At 39.3% G+C, this 14,800-nt stretch carries 14 protein-coding genes and 1 pseudogene; 6 read left to right on the plus strand and 9 right to left on the minus strand.

What is annotated here, in order from left to right; all coding sequences use genetic code 11:
• Window positions 1-98: 98 nt before the first annotated feature.
• Complete coding sequence (locus DWY63_RS11890) at window positions 99-1,625, minus strand: thrombospondin type 3 repeat-containing protein (RefSeq protein WP_117802257.1); 1,527 nt, start codon at window positions 1,623-1,625, stop codon at window positions 99-101.
• A 228-nt stretch (window positions 1,626-1,853) separates the two neighbouring features.
• Between DWY63_RS11890 and DWY63_RS19125 the strand changes: the two are divergent.
• Window positions 1,854-2,273 (plus strand): annotated as a pseudogene (locus tag DWY63_RS19125) (single-stranded DNA-binding protein); the annotation flags it as partial.
• 346 nt (window positions 2,274-2,619) lie between these two features.
• On the plus strand, window positions 2,620-3,459 hold the full coding sequence (srtB, locus tag DWY63_RS11900; RefSeq protein WP_117802259.1) for a class B sortase: 840 nt from the start codon (window positions 2,620-2,622) through the stop codon (window positions 3,457-3,459).
• A 44-nt stretch (window positions 3,460-3,503) separates the two neighbouring features.
• Here srtB and recD2 read toward each other — a convergent pair whose 3' ends face one another.
• From recD2 to DWY63_RS11920, 4 genes are all read right to left on the minus strand, one after another.
• Window positions 3,504-5,774, minus strand: a complete 2,271-nt coding sequence (gene recD2, locus DWY63_RS11905) for an SF1B family DNA helicase RecD2 (protein WP_158568363.1) — start codon at window positions 5,772-5,774, stop codon at window positions 3,504-3,506.
• A gap of 13 nt (window positions 5,775-5,787) precedes the next feature.
• Entirely contained in the window at window positions 5,788-6,405 is a 618-nt protein-coding gene (locus DWY63_RS11910; protein ID WP_117802261.1) for a hypothetical protein, read from the minus strand.
• A gap of 83 nt (window positions 6,406-6,488) precedes the next feature.
• Window positions 6,489-6,785: a hypothetical protein gene (locus DWY63_RS11915; protein WP_117802262.1), complete on the minus strand. Its 297-nt coding sequence runs from the start codon at window positions 6,783-6,785 to the stop codon at window positions 6,489-6,491.
• 63 nt (window positions 6,786-6,848) lie between these two features.
• Entirely contained in the window at window positions 6,849-8,660 is a 1,812-nt protein-coding gene (locus tag DWY63_RS11920) for an AAA family ATPase (protein WP_117802263.1), read from the minus strand.
• Window positions 8,661-8,855: 195 nt separating this feature from the next.
• Here DWY63_RS11920 and DWY63_RS11925 point away from each other — a divergent pair, with 195 nt between their 5' ends.
• From DWY63_RS11925 to DWY63_RS18020, 4 genes are read left to right on the plus strand one after another with little or no spacing between them, the layout of a single operon-like run.
• Complete coding sequence (locus tag DWY63_RS11925) at window positions 8,856-10,016, plus strand: ParM/StbA family protein (RefSeq protein WP_117802264.1); 1,161 nt, start codon at window positions 8,856-8,858, stop codon at window positions 10,014-10,016.
• A gap of 15 nt (window positions 10,017-10,031) precedes the next feature.
• Window positions 10,032-11,078, plus strand: a complete 1,047-nt coding sequence (locus tag DWY63_RS11930; RefSeq protein WP_117802265.1) for a hypothetical protein — start codon at window positions 10,032-10,034, stop codon at window positions 11,076-11,078.
• Window positions 11,079-11,089: 11 nt separating this feature from the next.
• Window positions 11,090-11,524 carry a hypothetical protein gene (locus tag DWY63_RS11935; protein WP_117802266.1) on the plus strand — a complete coding sequence of 145 codons (435 nt, stop codon included), beginning with the start codon at window positions 11,090-11,092 and terminating at the stop codon, window positions 11,522-11,524.
• Between the two features lie 28 nt (window positions 11,525-11,552).
• Window positions 11,553-11,702 carry a hypothetical protein gene (locus tag DWY63_RS18020; RefSeq protein ID WP_158568364.1) on the plus strand — a complete coding sequence of 50 codons (150 nt, stop codon included), beginning with the start codon at window positions 11,553-11,555 and terminating at the stop codon, window positions 11,700-11,702.
• 28 nt (window positions 11,703-11,730) lie between these two features.
• On the opposite strand, the gene DWY63_RS11940 is transcribed toward DWY63_RS18020, so the two are convergent.
• Genes DWY63_RS11940 through DWY63_RS11955 form a run of 4 tightly spaced genes read right to left on the minus strand, consistent with a single transcriptional unit; the run spans window position 11,731 to window position 14,780 of the window.
• Window positions 11,731-12,138 carry a prepilin peptidase gene (locus tag DWY63_RS11940; protein ID WP_117802267.1) on the minus strand — a complete coding sequence of 136 codons (408 nt, stop codon included), beginning with the start codon at window positions 12,136-12,138 and terminating at the stop codon, window positions 11,731-11,733.
• Window positions 12,135-12,989 (minus strand): 3'-5' exonuclease, encoded by an 855-nt coding sequence (locus DWY63_RS11945; RefSeq protein WP_117802268.1) that lies wholly within the window; start codon window positions 12,987-12,989, stop codon window positions 12,135-12,137. Before DWY63_RS11945 ends, DWY63_RS11940 begins: the two co-directional genes overlap by 4 nt.
• The gene (locus DWY63_RS11950; protein ID WP_117802269.1) at window positions 12,970-13,545 is read right to left on the minus strand and encodes a hypothetical protein; all 576 of its coding nucleotides are present in this window, start codon (window positions 13,543-13,545) and stop codon (window positions 12,970-12,972) included. The genes DWY63_RS11945 and DWY63_RS11950 overlap by 20 nt, the downstream gene beginning before the upstream one ends.
• The gene (locus DWY63_RS11955; protein WP_117802270.1) at window positions 13,542-14,780 is read right to left on the minus strand and encodes a hypothetical protein; all 1,239 of its coding nucleotides are present in this window, start codon (window positions 14,778-14,780) and stop codon (window positions 13,542-13,544) included. Before DWY63_RS11955 ends, DWY63_RS11950 begins: the two co-directional genes overlap by 4 nt.
• Window positions 14,781-14,800 lie beyond the last annotated feature (20 nt).

Consider the following 14,800-nt stretch of genomic DNA (forward strand, 5'->3'; position numbering starts at 1 on the left):
TGGATTTCAAATTATATTGTTTGCTCCTTTCGTCATCCATCCCAGTTATGGATAGAATAGAAAATATCTGCAAAAATAAAAGAGGCCAAAAGCCTCTCTTATTCTTCCGGATGATCCGCCGAATCATCTTCCATCTGATCTATTTGCATCTGTTCACGAGCTTCTTTTGTCGTCAAATCGCTCTTTTCTGAAGTTTTCGTCTGTTCTGATTCACTTAAAACGGGCTGTTCAGACACATCAGGTGATGGTGTTGGCGTTGCGGACGGAGTAGGTGTTGCTTCTTTTTCCGCATCTGTATCATCCTGTTTTTCTGAAATTGCTTCTTTTGAGAAGTTACTTTCTGATGTCTGTGATCCATCAGCGGAAGCGAAAAAGCTGATTCGATCTCCGGATATTGAGTTGAAGCCAAACCCTTTGAAATCAAAATATGAGATAGATACAATTTCTCCAGATTTGTTTAAGATTTTTTTCGCTTTTTCCGTGATTTGGATTGTTCCAATTCGTTGTCCCGTTGAATTATCTGCGCAAAGTAAATTTCCCTCGTAATCGTATCCATAAATAAGAACTATGTACTCTCCTCGTTCAGCGCTCATAAGTGATGCCAAGATGCATGCATTATCCTCGGCTATGGATTGTCTTACGAACTGAAGGTCATTTAATGTATTGCTGTTCTGTGTGTATCTTTTTGTGTCATCTGCGTCATATGAAATTTTCTTGATGTCTGTGATTGTATTTGCTCGTGTATCTGGATCAATATCCATTGCTGTCTTTTCTGTTCCAGTTATAAAGCCCGTATCTGGAAGAATCGTTGTTAAACCCTTGAAAAAGAGATTGCTATCTGGATATATGGAATGTCCGAAAAAGGAAAATTCAGAAATCTGCTTTAACTTTGTATCATACAGCTCAACAGACATATCTCCATCAATGCGCCACGCATTTTCTTCCGTTTTTTTATCCAGCAACGTCCGGACTCCATTTATGTTCTTGTAGACGTATTTGTTTTTCGAATCTGGAAACTGAGCGTATCCTGTAAATCCACAAAACCTATACCCTGTAATAGTTTCCACAACAGAACCATATGATTTTGATGCATAATCGTCTGCCCAAAGGATTACGTTTCCTATTTGATAAGGAGATCCAACTTCCTTCCCATTTTCCTGATCCGTCTTTTTCTGTTTATCTGCCAGAACAGTTTCAGCTTTTAACGGATTCGTATTTGTAACTTTCAATTCACAATAATCTGTAGCGCCGTCTCCATCTGTATCAATATTCCATGGATCTGTTCCATTCGTCTCTTCGTCTGCATTTGATAACCCGTCCCCATCATAATCGCCAGAAGGATCTTCTCTTAATACCGTATTTGCCTTTCTGATCGCTGTTATGTCTGTGCTGACATTAACGGTTTGTGCCGTAGGCACATAAAAATACTGCGGCAGATAAATAAATGCGAAAATTCCGGAACAGATGATCAAAGTGATCCCCAGCTTTTTTTGCTTCTGCTTTCTACTGGGTGTTATATTTTTTCCACGACTATTATATACGGGAAGTCCGGTCTGCTTTTTATGCTCTTTTTTAGGGGTGCGAACCTGTTTTTGCTGTGCTTTTATTTGCTTTAATCTGCTCATTCTGCTATCCATCCTTTTTTAATCATTTGATTTTAATTATAGTATTATAAAAATACATTTTTTTTCGTACGTGAAAATGGGAAAAAATATTTTTTGCTATTCTATACTCATAGAAAAAAGAAATTTATTTTTTTCTGATTTCTATATACTATATTTGAACATTAAATCGGGCGAAAGGAGAACCACAAAAGACTCCTTTCTGCCTCCATAAGAATTAGGAGGACAAGTATGAATTCAGTTGTATTAATGGGAAGATTAACGAGGGACCCAGAAGTGCGTTATTCGCAGGGAGAACGGCCGAACTGTATTGCAAGATATACTCTTGCTGTAGATCGCCGCTACAGATCGCAGAATAGCGATCAGCCAACAGCCGACTATATCAGTTGTTTGGCATTTGGAAAATTTGCAGAAATCGCGGAAAAGTATTTTAAACAGGGAACAAAGATTACTATTCGTGGCCGCATTCAAACCGGAAGCTACACAAACCGCGATGGTCAAAAAGTATACACAACCGATGTCGTTGTCGAAGATCAGGAATTTGCAGAAAGCAAAGCATCTGCGGGACAGGCAGCAGGAGCTGCTTATTCTCCACAGCCAACAGGTTCAGCTCCAAGCGGAACTTATCGCCAGCAGTCAACTTCCACAAACCCAAATGGAAATTACCCGAATCCGCCAGCAGGCACACCACAGCCTCCGACCGGAAACTTCCCGGGTCCACAGGGGAATGGCGCATCCATGAATTACGGAAATTCTGCAAATTCCCGGAACTCTGAATCTGCACCAACATACAACAATCCAACAGGCTTCATGAACCAGCCGCCAGTTGGCAACAATATGCAGCAGGGTAACAGTTACAATGATCCCACAGTTGGGATGAACAGCGGTTTTATGAATATCCCTGATGGAATTGACGAAGAACTTCCATTCAGCTAATCAGAAAGGAGAAAAAACGGGAAAGCTCTCAAGACATGAGGGCTTTTCTGTTGTATGAACCATGATAAGAAAATTTTTCAGATTATTAAGCATCTTAGTTTTATGTGCAGCATTGTTTTTCGGATACCAAACACTTGAATGGTCTAATAAATACAAGCAAGGACACGATGAATATGAAAAACTCCAAGCTCAAAATACACCGGAAAACGAATCTACGCCGGAAAACGACTCAGACTCAACGAAAGAACTTCCTTTTTGTCCAGATTGGACTGCTTTAAAAGCAGAAAATCCTGATATTGTTGGCTGGATACGCATGGACCCTACCTGTGATTATCCTATTATGCAGGCACAAGATAATGATTATTACCTCTATAAAGGATTCGGGCGCAGTTATAATATCAACGGAAGCATTTTCCTTTCTTCCGTGAACAGTTCCGATTTTTCGGACAAAAATTCTATTGTTTATGGTCATAACATGCGGAACGGAGATATGTTTGGTGATAATGATTATTACTATGAAAAATCGTATTGCCTTGAGCATCCCTATTTCTGGATCTATAGAGAAAATGGACAATACACCTATCGAATTTTTGATGTCATGAGGGTAACAGATGCAACGGAAGCTTATGATACTCAGTTTGCGTCGGATGATGACTTTGAAACGTACTTAAACGATATGAAAAATCAATCTTCCTATACGATTCCGGATGCCTGGCCTTCCAAAACAGATCATATTGTTTCCTTATCGACCTGTGTTGCTGCCCACGGATCTACCCGCATGATTATCCAAGGGAAATTGGTTAATATTACGGATTATTCTGGTGATGATATTCCGCTTACATCCCTGACCACACAAAACCAAAATTCTAACGATACGCCAGACAGTTCTGAACAACAATAGTCTCATAAGAAAAAGCGACTCCCTCAAACCGGAAGCCGCTTTTCTTATTCTGATTTCAAATATTCTGCCAAATTGGTGAGCCTTTTTCCTGCTTTGGCAATACGAATTGATGTTTCCATAGCATAGGATTCATCAATCACATATACCTTTTTCTTTGCCCTTGTCACAGCTGTATAAAACAAATTTCGCACCAACATGTTCGTTGGTTCTGCCGGCATAACAACGATAATGCAAGAAAATTCAGATCCTTGGGATTTATGGATCGTCATAGCATAAGATAACCCCAAATTATCCATAAGATCTCTGGTAATTTCGTAATGTGAATTACGTACATTAACCGTAAGACCACTTTCTGACACCTTTACAATTTTTCCAATATCTCCATTGTACAAGCCAATTTCCCCTTCGTAGGAAGAAATAGAATAATTGTTCTTATAAAACATCACTTTATCGTTCAAACGATACTTTATTGAACCATATGTGATTCCCTTCGTTTGAGGGTTTAGTAACGCTTGTAAAGCAATATTCATATTTTCAACCCCAGAAATACCTTTCCGTGCAGGGCAAAGAATTTGGGTTGAAAAAGGTTCTTCTGGATTGTATAACTTTTTCATTAGGGATTTAACCTGTTCTAAAGACTCTTCCGCAGATTTTGTATGAATGACTTGGAAATCCGGTCGTTCATCCAGCGTAGTGATTCCGGCATTAATCCGGATAGCATTAGAAATGATGGAAGAATCACCTTTCTGCCGAAAAACATCTGTCAACATAGTCCGCGGAATCAAAGATTCTGGAGCCTCCAACAAATCGTGTAACACCGCTCCGGCACCAACGGATTCCAGCTGATTAATATCTCCTACCAGAACCAATGTTGTTCCGGTTTTGATTGCCTCCAACAGCAGATCGAAAACTTCAATATTAATCATGCTCATCTCATCAACCACAATAAGATCTGCATCTATTGGGTCGCTAGAATCTTTACATACAGTTGTATCTCCGTATGGCTTCAAATCAAGCAACCGATGCACCGTAACTGCTTCCATATGTGTCGATTCTGCCATTCTTTGGGCAGCGCGTCCAGTTGGAGCACAAAGACGTATCGTATCTTTCGGATGCATTCTTTTATAAGCCAGCAATATGCCCAAGATCGTCGTTGTCTTGCCTGTACCCGGTCCGCCGGTAAGAATCTTAACTCCCTTTTTTCGTAAAACCATAGGGAAGGCAGATCTCTGCTGTTCTCCATAGTTCATTTTACATGCACGCGCAGCATATAGAATAAGATCCGGTGAAAAGCTTTGGTTTTCACATGATGCAGATGCTAATCTACGAATATTTTTGGCAATTCGTTTTTCAGCAGTCAAATATTTTTGCGGATGAATAATACATTTTTGTCCGTCTACTTCCTGCAAATAATCTTTCCCAATTGCAGTTAAGACCGCGGACGTTGGAACATGTTCTGCATAACATCCAGAATTTAAGATCCGCTGAATATTATAATGAAATAGTTCACCAGTATAATAAGTATGTCCATTTGCACTCAAAATATTAGCTGCCTCGAAAGCAGCTAATTTGATCCGGCCGAAAAATTCAGCAGGCTTATGAAATTTAACCCCTAATTTATCGCATGTCAAGAAACCAAGCCCAAGCTTTTTTCCATAAGAATACGGATCTTCCATAATCTTTTCTTCTACACTGCTTCCATACAATTTCACAGCTTTTGCACACGCTGCATAAGAAACTCCGCAGTCATGCAGCAATTCAAATACTTTTCGCTCCTCCGTTGTAGATGCAATGCTTTTACACAGATTTGAAATTACATTGCTCGGCAATCGTGTTTCTGCAACTAGCCGATTAACAATGCCTGGCTGATGGACCATTCGAAACATATCCGTTCCATGATTTTTCACAATAACAACCGCATCCGAAAAATTGATACCTGGAAAAGTAATCAAATACTCCAAAATCGTCATTTCTTCTGCATCAGTTTCTTCTACACGCGTTACTATGAAGTCATAGGCAACACCATCCGGCATGGAATCCAAGGAAAAGTATCCATATACCTTAATTGGAGTTCTTTCCTTAAAAAAGGAAATACCTGCTTGTGTTGCATCACAGTTTATGACATTCCATCGGATCTCTTTGTTATCTAAATTATTTTTAACATATGAATCTCGAATCATTTCTTTCATTGGCATTTCCTGCCTCGTTTCCAAGCGGAAATAACACCGTCCAGAACGTTCATCTCTCCACAGATAGGTTTGCATACATCCTATCAGAAGAGATTCCGGGGCAGGGACACATTGTCTTTCATTCATTTTTATCTTCTCCTTAGCCAAGGACTCCATCAATTTGTGAAATATCGCGGCATACTACGGATTGCCGAAACTCTACGCGATCATTAACAGACCGCGTATTGCTGGTTATATATCCTGCCGCAGCTACTGCATCTCCTATTTTCAGATTACGTGCTGCCTCTGCCTGACTCGCAAAGCAGCAAATCTCTACCTGATTTGATTTGTCCTGATTTGGTATTTTGATTGTTAAAATAGTCAGCTCATTGGTCGGACAATACACATGCCGAACAGTACCAATATAAAGGACAACATTGGTGTCTCGTGGATATCCGCCTGTTGCGTCAATAGCTTCATTGGTCACATACGGGGCAAGCATCCGTTTCTGCTGTTCGATTTTGTCTCCGACAAATTCTTTAACATAATATGCATTTCCGAATCCATCTTCAGATTTCCTGTTTTCTCCATGCGCTCGGATTTTTACTTTCATTTTGGGAGTAATCCCCTTCAAAACTGACGTATCATAAAAAACAAATTCTACATTTGCTTCTTTTGATTCGCCCTTACTTTTTACAATCAAAACAGTATTCTTCTTATTTTCCCGAATACTAAGAATTGTCCCTGAGAGGACAATTAAATTTTTAGATTTTTCCATCTTTATAGTCCACCTTTCTGTGAAAGATACCAACGTGTCGTAAAACACGTTGGTTATCCTTCATTTTTTGTTTTTGAAATATTTTATTTATAATAAAGTCGGCTATGAACTTCACTATACGGAAAATGTTTTCTTATCAACCTTGTTATTTTTCTCCCATAAGCTTTTAATTCGCCTATTTCATCACAATTACTCTTTGTTTGTGCTGAATAGATATAAATAACTTTATTTTGTCCCAAGTGACAAGCTTCTTCTTCATTCACTGAAACTACCACTCTTACTTCATATTGAGACATTTCCCATATTTCTATCCAAATCCAATTAGGATTGGAATATGATTTTATTTCCTGTATAACTTCGTTATCAGATAACAATATCATGGTTTAGAATCCTTTCTTGATACTCCCGCAGCTAAAACAACGGGGTTATGTCGCATTGGATAGTTATAGTTCGATAATTTCGACTTCATCATACTGGGCTATTGTGGCGCAAGTATCATCATGATTTACGGCAGCAACAAATACATTTTCGTATTGCTTCTCGTTCTGCAGAAGATCAATCAATGTCTTGAGATTATCATTATCCAGAGAATCGAGATTATCTAATACAAGCAATCTCGTTCCTGTAATCTGGCTGATAAGGGACATTAAGGTAAAGGCAACAAATACAAATTCACCTGTAGATACCTTTTTCATTGGAACCATTTTGCCACCATTTTTCTCACAATACAGCTCTACGCCACCATCGTATATGAATTTGATCTTGGTATTCCGCGATAATTTCTGCATGCATGCTGTGCAGGCTTCTTCAAATGGATGTAAAATTCGCTGCAAAATGATGCCTTTTACGCCTACTTTCGCATCCAGTGTTTTTGCCGCAAGGGAAAGCATATCTACTTTATCCTGCTGCTCCCTGCATAACTTACTGTATTTACGGGTGGTTTCATATTCTTCTAATGTCCGCATACGCTGCTGAATTAACTTCTGCTGCTCTACCAATAGACGCAGCTCCTCTTCGTTTGGAACATTTGTCTGCTTTTCTGGAAGCTGCGGAATAACAAACTCTTCAAGTTGTTTCTTAAGAGCCTGTTTTTTCGTAATTTCCACCTGATTCTTCTGATACTTTTCAATGATTTGATCTCTTTTAGCGATCTGTTCATCACAACGTACCAAAAAATCCTTATTTTGTTTAACCACATCTTTATTCTTTTGTACAAGTCCCTGCCCCTGCCTTACGTATGCTGATAAATCTGCATTACAATGTACTGACGGGCATATTGGACAACTGTGATTGTTCTGCTCAAAAGAACTAATATTATGTAAGATTTGTTCCTGAAATTTTATGTTGGCATTTGCAGCCGCGATATTTTGATTCGCTATTCTGCTGGCATTTAAAAATTTCTGGCGGTCACTAACTGCCTGCTCATATACTTCCCTCGGAATCTCAGCCACATTACTTAATGACTCAAGCTCATGTTGGATACTTTCTTTCTTTTTTAAAGCCTGCTCTCTTTGCTGGATAAGGATCTGATACTTCTGCAATGTTTTCTGGATTTCTTTCCACTCGGCCTGCTTTTGCATGTTCTCAGAAAGAAGCTTCTCCAGTTCTTCTTTTGAATCCTTCGGGATTTCTCCTTCGTATTTGGACTTTTCTGTATACGTCACCAGAATCTTTTTCTCTGCTCTGTTTGCATCTGCCACTTTAGAAGCAACTTCATCGATAGTCTCCAACCCAAAAACGCCCGTTGGAAACATTTTCTTCAGGTACTCCTTGACAGCTTCCGGCAATGTATCCATGCGACTTTCTGCAGCTTCGATAATTTTTTTATAATCAATCTGCACCTGCAGCATAGATAGCAAAAGAGCCGTAAGATCTTTTTTGGAAAGTTCCGCAAAATAGTCGGTGCCAAACATCGTTTCATAGATGGAAAGTGGAACGCCGAGCTTTCCTACCAAAAACTCATTGGCAGATTCCTGACTCGTAGTCTTATCGTTCACCTTAACAACGGAACGATCTTTTCCACGAATTCGTTCGATGCTTGTACCGTCATCGAATACAATCGTCACATGCGCTTTTGATGCTCCAACTCGAATATCATCTGGCTCCATCTTTCCAATGAAAGCCCTCTTGATGGCAGTTAAAATGGTACTTTTCGATGCCCCATTTTTACCTAACAGGCAGGTGATCTTTTGCGGTTCGATTATCTGTGTTTCAATTCCTCCAAAGTCTTTTACAATAATTTCTTTGATTTTCATGTTTATATCCTCCTGACATATTGTTTTTCAGATTATTTTATGTGAAAACTCCTTTCTTTGGATTAATCTGATACATAAAGTATTGCGAACGCAAAAAAAAATAAATTTCCATTTTTTCTTGTACGTGAGAATTCAATTTTATAGTCATTTACAATACTATAAGCGTAAACAAAAAAACATTTTAGGAGGACTATTATGAGTATGAACACAAAGGATTACAAAACAAAAACTATGGTTGTGGAGCGCGACTTCCCTTGCCGCGATAACTATTGGGCTGTCGGATTAGATATCGGCTATTCAGCCGTCAAAGGAATCTCTCCTGCACATTATTTCTGCTTTCCGGCATACGCAAAAAAGATCCCAGAGAATCGTCCGCTGCTCAAGGAAGCTGCTGACACAGATATTCGTTACCGCGACAATGAAGGCGAATGGGTTGTCGGAAATTTGGCTTATGAGGAAATGGATGCTTCCAAGATGACAGAAAGTGAAGAAGAAGTTTTCGGTCGCAAACGTTACTATTCACCTATGTTTAAAGTCATCGTACGAACTGGACTGGGTATTGCCCTGATGGAAGGAAAAGAAAAATCGTCCGACGGCAAAAAGCTGTACGTCCAGACTGGATTACCGCCGAAATTCATGAGAGATTCGGAAGATCTTAAAGAGGTTTTCAAAGGTATCCACATGTTTGAGCTGAAAATCGGAACTGCACCATGGCAAACGTTCACGTTCTCACTTGACGAGCAGAACATTTCCATCATGCCGCAGCCGCTCGGAGCATTACTGTCTGCGTCAACTGACATCAACGGTTATCAGCTTCCTATCGCCAAGAAATTCTGGAGTTCCAATCTTCTTGTTTTTGATCCGGGCTTTGGTACTACCGATATTTACAATGTTCTGCATGGAAATGTTTCGGAACGTGGAACAGAAACATTCAGCGAATATTCGATGCGTGAAGTTTTCTCTCGAACCTGTGATCAGATTGAGAACAAGTATCACGAAGAACGCAACATCTTCGAACTGCAGAATCTGCTGGAAAGCGGTGAGGTTCGCGTTAAAGACAAGAAAAAGATGGTTTTCAAGAATTGCAACTTCAGTGAAATTCTAGCCGTTTGCTCAAAAGATGTATGCAATGAAGTAATTGAAAAGATGAAATCTATTTATGATTACTTTTCATCTTATGACTACATCATTGCTACAGGCGGTACATACGACGCTTGGGCGACTGACTTCAACGCTGTGTTTGCCAATATGGAAGGATTTTCTGTGATTCCGGCCAATGTAAATGATCCAACCCTTACCAACGTATTCTCGAACGTACGCGGATATTATTTCTCCCTCGTCAATCGTCTGCGTTAGAAAGTGAGGAGTTAAATGAATATTAAAGTCCGATTTACTGCGCCAGAAGATCTTGATTTGATTGCATTAGTTCATTCTGGAGTTCGGATGGGGCTTGTTATTCGAGATGTATTGCGGGCATATGTACGACAAGAGATTTTCTATGTACCTATGCCCAATACAATAAAATGTATCAATACAGAGAATACTTCCGTCAATTTTATTCTTAATTCTGATAAAGACGGAGATGTTATCGCTTTTCTGAGGAGCATTCGCAATGGTTATAAAACTGTAGTTATCAAAAACATTTTACGTTCCTATTTTACTGCTCCTATTATGGAACCTTTGAAGAACAATGTTTTTCCCCTTCGGGTCAATCTTTGTTGGCCGGATGATTTGGATCTGATCATCCTTGCACAGACGCAGGACATGCAAGAATTGACACTGAAAACGCTGAGTGCATACGTGCATAAAGCCAAATTCTCTATTGATACACCAGCAATAGCCGCATCCATCAATGCAGACACTATGTCCTTTACTTTGGACTTAGCGCAAGAAACAGATGCAACAATTTCAAGTTTTTTATTTTCAATACACCCTTCAGCCAGAGATAATGCCATTAAAAATATTTTACGGTTTTATTTTCAAAAGCCTTACATTGCTCCGTATTTGGCTCAATACACTTATAGCGTTCAGTCATCAGAGCGTAAAGAGCGAAATATTACCGTTGCCGAGAAATATTTTCGACCGGACGCCCTTTCGAACGCGTCCGCAGATGCTCAGGTTCGCCCAGCCCGGCAGATTTCTGCTCCGGAGAAAACTTTAAATCTTTCTTCTGAAAGCAAAAGCGCAGCTACGCCAACTCCAGCTCCGCCCAAACCAGAACCTGTTGTTGAAACAGCAATTTTCTCTGCACCTGCTGAAAAGGCTGAACCGGAAAACATTCCTGCTCTCTCCAAAGAGACTGTCAATCCATTAAATAGTTCCACGCAAGCAACCTCCGAGACTCCTTCTGGAAGTTCTTCCGAAGATGACAGCGATGGATTTGATATTTTCGGAGCAATTTCCGGATTAATTGTATAAGGGGGTCTGTTATGGACAATTACGACAAAACCAAGGAATATACCAAATACGTCAAGCCAATTGTAAGCGAATTAAAGAAAGAATGTGGATTGAATAATATCCCCTTTCTGTTTACCGCGGCTATTAAAAATTCCGAAAGCGAAACGGTGTATAAAAACGAGATGCTTCTTGCACAGACTCATGTATCGTTGACAGATAAAAGAATTGCAAGAATGTTATTGCGAATGAACGGTTTCGACACAAAGCTTCCCGAATCCGTTACTGCAGCGATGAAGACACTGGCGGAATACTTAGAAGTAAATGCTGAACCCGTTTCTGCACTGGATATGCAATTGCATGATCTTCAATTGGAAGATTTGCGGAGAATTGCAAACGGGACGTACAAGGTGATCACCACTGTCCCATCTTTGACTGACATTGTTGACACTGAGGAAGAGAATTACTAAACATCAAAGAAAGCTAAGAGGTTTTATTATGAACAACGAGGAGAAAAAAACATATGAAGAAAATTTAGTCAATTTACAGGAAGATATCCAGAAAGATGCAGAAGAAGTAAAACAGGTCTGCATCTATCAGAAAGAAAAACGCATTGCTGAAAATGCATTGCGTTTAGAGGAGTCTTGATGAGCATTTTCAAAAGCGAAAGCCGAGCTTATAGCCCGGCTTTTTTGCTTATAAAGTATACAATAAAATATCCGACCGTCAGAAACGGCACAAATGGGTAATCATGTTCTTTGTGCTTAACATGCATATACAAAAGATAGGGAATGCATATACATAAGGCTAATATAATCGCATAAAGTCCATATAGTCCAAGATTGTATCCAATGACTCCAGCAATCAGGGCATCTGCGCCGCCTATATTAGACCAGATCATTGCGAAAGCAAAAATTGAAAAGCACAAAATCATTCCAATAAAATCTATTTTCCAATAATTACTTGATAAAAGCTCACAAGTATGTACAAGATAAAGCATCACAGATATGGTGAGCGGAACTTCCATTTTTTTAATATCCCATATTGCAGCCATTATAAGTAATATATGTGTTATGTAGATCATGCATTTTTCTCCAACAGATGGTATTTCTTTTCCGTCATTTTTGAAAGTTCATCATAGGTGATTCCTAAACGGACAAGAATATCTGTCTCCAAAGCATCCAGATCAATTTGGGTTAAATCCAACTGGAAAGAACACCACTCTTTTTTATAGGTAGAAAAATATACTTTTCCTAAATTTGTCTGTACATATACGCCGGCCTGTTCCTTTCGATAGCCCTTCCAAAAATATGTATACTCGATAAATAATTTTGTTTTTCCCTCTCCATGCATATCCTGTTCACAATACATTGTATAGAACAATAACAGTAAACGTGCGGTAGCTTCTACGTCATCAATCGACGAATGAAACGTAATTCCTTCATCAATACCAAAATATTTGGATATTGTTTCAAGTTTGTGATTCTGCACTTCTTTTTTTTCTACAAGATCGCGTGCTACCTCCAACACATCCATTTTTCCACTACACTGTAACGGAGTATGCGTTCTGTCGCATAACGCTGAGATCATGCGAATGTCAAAATCAACATTATATCCAACAAGGATACTGCCTTCCATGAATCCGCAAATCTCTGCCACTACATCTTCTTCCGATGGCTTATCAGCCAAAAATTCGTCTGTGATCCCGTTCACTCTCATAGCTGCTTCCGGCATGGGGAAAGGAGCCTTAATGTAGATATCCATTTCTGCTATTTGTTCCATTTTCTGGTCCCGAATTCTGTATTTCTTACCCGAAAACTGAACAATGCGGTCTTTATTGGAATTGATTCCGGTCGTTTCAGTGTCAATAACCGCAATGATACGGTCATCCTGAAACAGACTAAGCATACGATTCTTAGTTTTTAGCGTCCTCATAAAATGTCTCTCCTATTCGATTGTTATGTATTGTCGTTGTTGCATACGGAGTAGAAACTCCATTGTGTGTAGTCATGAAGCAAAGCACCGAATCTTTCAGATCAATTTTGGCTGCTGCTTTCACAGCCATGTGATTTGAATAAGAACAAATTTCATATCGAAGCCCGTCCAGCCTTGTCCAGAATTCCAACACACAGGAGCAGACATTTTTTTCATAATATTTGTTCATTATCGGTGCATAAATCAAGGATTGCCCGGGACCTGATAAGAATTTTCCGCTTCGGGGGAAGCGTTCTGCTATCCCCCGAAATGGATCTCCTGTATCCGCTCGGAATTGAACACACAAAAAATCTCCAGCATTCTTTTTCGCTGCTTGTTTTGCTACGTGCCGCCAACATAAAAATGTGTAGCTTTGTTTCGATTCTTCATTTTGAAAAAGCTGAATTTCTTTTGCTTTGATAATTACAAGCTCATTTTCTTCATTTCCTAATCCTTTTTTAATCTTTTGTATAACGCCAAGGAACACATTCTTCTTATCTTCTGTTGTAACTATCATTCCTCCGTAAGTGCCTCCAGCTCCTTCATACTAAGCGTACAGATTTCTCCCATCGCCTTTTTGAAATAATTTCTGGTTTCATACCCCATTTTTCCGGGATACATCGCTGGGAACTGTAACAACCATTGAAAAGCGGCTAAAACAGTAGGAAAATACGGACAATTTTGCGTTATATACTGTTTCCTTCTGACACCTACTTTTTCCGTATGTATCATTTTCATGATCTTTGAGATGATTTTTTCCTGATCATCCATGCTTACAGAAATGGTCGATGCCTTTTTAAAGGTGGCTGTAATTTTAGCTTCTAATTCCGGCAACTGCTTTTCAATAGCATTTACCAACTCTTTACCGATTTCTTCTGGAGCTTTCTTGCTCCGATGAGGAGAAGAAAAGCTTTTGCCGATAAGAACCGAATTATCGCCATAGACCAAGATAGGCTGCACTGTCTGAGAAGATGTTCCGACATCAGACAACGAATATTTTACTCCCAGTTTAACTTGCGTCTTGCCCATATCAACTGTTTTATCCTGAAAGATCAGTTCAATCGTCGTATAATAATTACTTAATTCCCAGCCCAATGTTGTAACATCATGATTTTCCTGAAAATTCTGAAGCTCTCTCAAAATAAAGTGCTGTGGAATATACGCATATTTGGTAGAAGCTGCATGAAATCCTTTCACCCAGGAACTGTCCTTTTCTTCCTTCCGCCCAATGATAATAAACTCTTTTGCCTGAACGCAGCGGGACGCTAAATAACAGTACGCAAAAATGTTCGTTCCTTTCGCCAATGTCCCTGTTTCCAAGCGCTGACATAAGGCCGTAAGAAATTTTTTTGATGGAGTCACGATGATTTTCTTTTGATCATGTACGGTCAAGAAGAAACCGATCTGCTCAATTTCTTTTATCTGGTTCTGCAAGGATAAGAATACTTCTGATGTTGGTTTGTATCTTCCGATATTGCATTTTTCGGCTGAAAAAATAGACTCATCACTCAGCAGAATAGAGTCTTTCATTTCCATAGGGTCCAATACCACAAATCTTGGAGATGCATGCTCTTTGTCTGATTTTGCAATCACACAATGAATCCTCATGCTTTCTGGATTTCGTACCGGAATAATCACTGTTCGGTTGTCCATGTCGTGCAACGCTTCTTGAAATTTCTCATAGTCATTTCCTGTCACAAGATAATTGTCGCTTACCTTACTTTTAACACCTAACTTTTTCCCATTTGACATAATGTTTTTCTCCTTTCGTT

This window comes from Blautia sp. AF26-2 (genome assembly GCF_003460955.1).
Taxonomy (GTDB): domain Bacteria; phylum Bacillota; class Clostridia; order Lachnospirales; family Lachnospiraceae; genus Fusicatenibacter; species Fusicatenibacter saccharivorans.

Bases quoted from the DNA above. Each gene is read 5' to 3' on its own strand.
- DWY63_RS11890 (WP_117802257.1), bottom strand. From the start codon at position 1,625: ATGAGCAGATTAAAGCAAATAAAAGCACAGCAAAAACAGGTTCGCACC.
- srtB (WP_117802259.1), top strand. From the start codon at position 2,620: ATGATAAGAAAATTTTTCAGATTATTAAGCATCTTAGTTTTATGTGCA.
- recD2 (WP_158568363.1), bottom strand. From the start codon at position 5,774: ATGAATGAAAGACAATGTGTCCCTGCCCCGGAATCTCTTCTGATAGGA.
- DWY63_RS11910 (WP_117802261.1), bottom strand. From the start codon at position 6,405: ATGGAAAAATCTAAAAATTTAATTGTCCTCTCAGGGACAATTCTTAGT.
- DWY63_RS11915 (WP_117802262.1), bottom strand. From the start codon at position 6,785: ATGATATTGTTATCTGATAACGAAGTTATACAGGAAATAAAATCATAT.
- DWY63_RS11920 (WP_117802263.1), bottom strand. From the start codon at position 8,660: ATGAAAATCAAAGAAATTATTGTAAAAGACTTTGGAGGAATTGAAACA.
- DWY63_RS11925 (WP_117802264.1), top strand. From the start codon at position 8,856: ATGAGTATGAACACAAAGGATTACAAAACAAAAACTATGGTTGTGGAG.
- DWY63_RS11930 (WP_117802265.1), top strand. From the start codon at position 10,032: ATGAATATTAAAGTCCGATTTACTGCGCCAGAAGATCTTGATTTGATT.
- DWY63_RS11935 (WP_117802266.1), top strand. From the start codon at position 11,090: ATGGACAATTACGACAAAACCAAGGAATATACCAAATACGTCAAGCCA.
- DWY63_RS18020 (WP_158568364.1), top strand. From the start codon at position 11,553: ATGAACAACGAGGAGAAAAAAACATATGAAGAAAATTTAGTCAATTTA.
- DWY63_RS11940 (WP_117802267.1), bottom strand. From the start codon at position 12,138: ATGATCTACATAACACATATATTACTTATAATGGCTGCAATATGGGAT.
- DWY63_RS11945 (WP_117802268.1), bottom strand. From the start codon at position 12,989: ATGAGGACGCTAAAAACTAAGAATCGTATGCTTAGTCTGTTTCAGGAT.
- DWY63_RS11950 (WP_117802269.1), bottom strand. From the start codon at position 13,545: ATGATAGTTACAACAGAAGATAAGAAGAATGTGTTCCTTGGCGTTATA.
- DWY63_RS11955 (WP_117802270.1), bottom strand. From the start codon at position 14,780: ATGTCAAATGGGAAAAAGTTAGGTGTTAAAAGTAAGGTAAGCGACAAT.